Origin of the sequence: Rahnella sp. ChDrAdgB13 (assembly GCF_017655185.1) — a bacterium.
Classification (GTDB): Bacteria; Pseudomonadota; Gammaproteobacteria; order Enterobacterales; family Enterobacteriaceae; genus Rahnella; species Rahnella contaminans.
Genome location: NZ_JAEMGT010000132.1, coordinates 1 through 1,393 on the forward strand (window position 1 = coordinate 1; position 1,393 = coordinate 1,393).

General features: G+C 48.3%; 1 protein-coding gene. It reads right to left on the reverse strand.

Annotation, left to right across the window (positions count from 1 at the left end):
• Positions 1 to 545 precede the first annotated feature (545 nt).
• On the reverse strand, positions 546 to 1,199 hold the full coding sequence (locus tag J8X26_RS24630; RefSeq protein ID WP_208952251.1) for a DUF2913 family protein: 654 nt from the start codon (positions 1,197 to 1,199) through the stop codon (positions 546 to 548).
• Positions 1,200 to 1,393 lie beyond the last annotated feature (194 nt).

Genomic DNA, 1,393 nt, shown 5'->3' on the forward strand with positions numbered 1-1,393 from the left:
AGGTCACATCCAGTACCCAGTGCAGGCTATTTTCAATGGACCAATGTTTTCTCACCGCTGCGATTTGTATTTAGGAATATCTGTGAAACTGCTTAAGTAATAGCGAAAATCAGACGTTACGCCATCAACATATTTAACACTGCGGATGGTTTCCACCATCACAATGTTCTGAACGCCAGGCCAGCCCCCGGCTTACGTACTAAAATGAACTGGCGATAATTCATTATACTCAAAACATAAATTCGTAAATTTTGTGGCGTGTATTTTGATGAAAGGACTGATTCAATCATTTGCTGATTTCCCTGATCCCCGACGCCAGGACCGAATACAGCATCGATTTATCGATATGCTAATCAGTGCTGCAGGGCGGAGAGTTTGCGGGGATAACCAAAGGCTCGGTTACAGGCTGGCTTCAGTACCCGGGGACTTATAGTCCCTGGGTTGAGGGTCCGCGCTGAGTTCACTGCCCCAGGTACATTGTTTCTGGATCTGGTTTTTGTACAAGGAGGCTCATAACTTTAATAACCGTATATTTTCGCCGGACTTTACATCGATTCAGACATTCCTGATGACGGCGGGCAATGCCTCTCATGCAGTACCGCTCCGCCCTGAAGAACAAATGCAGAAAAACCGGCATGCCCGGCTTCCTGATGGAAACTCAGGTGACATTGTTCCATCAGTGCAAATACGCCGGAAATATCGCCGGTAAAGCGTATAGGTAACGGTTTAATCAGCGTACCTGCATCATCAAATGACGGGTGAAGTTGGGCTTTTGGCGTATAGACGGCACTGGCCGTCTCAGAACATTTCCAGTTACTCTCCCAGTCTTTCGGGGTAACCAGGAAATCCAACCACCCCATTGTTTTGAGCGTCTCGATAAAATAGGTGAAACGAAAAAGTATGCTTTGAGTGGCCAGCTCACCCGCACTGGAACGGTAGATATAGTCGACTTTTTTCAGCAGGTTAGCAGCGAATCCGTACCTTTTACCCTGTGTCAGTAACCAGGCAATATCCGGTGCCACATTTTTTGGCTGCAGACGGCGTTTCTGAGCTGTCGTCAGCCACTTCATGATGAAAACATGCTGTTGCAGCGGGGACTGCGCTTTACCCTCCTGCTGTGCGAGACGTACTGCGACAAGTAAGCACCAGGCTAAGTGGGACAATTCGGATGTGGGACGGGTTTGGTAAGCAACAGTCAAGCTGGTAATCTCGTGTTCAGAGGTGGCGACGCGTAATGCATTGCTGATAATAAGGGAATAGGTATAAAAAGAGAGGTTGGGCCAACCGCCCCTCAGAGTGCATCAGTGACGAATTTGAGCCAGGCCTTCTTCTCTAAGCTTTTCTGCAATTGTCATCAGCGTTTCCTCATGCTGTGGCACCCGGGATGCCAGTG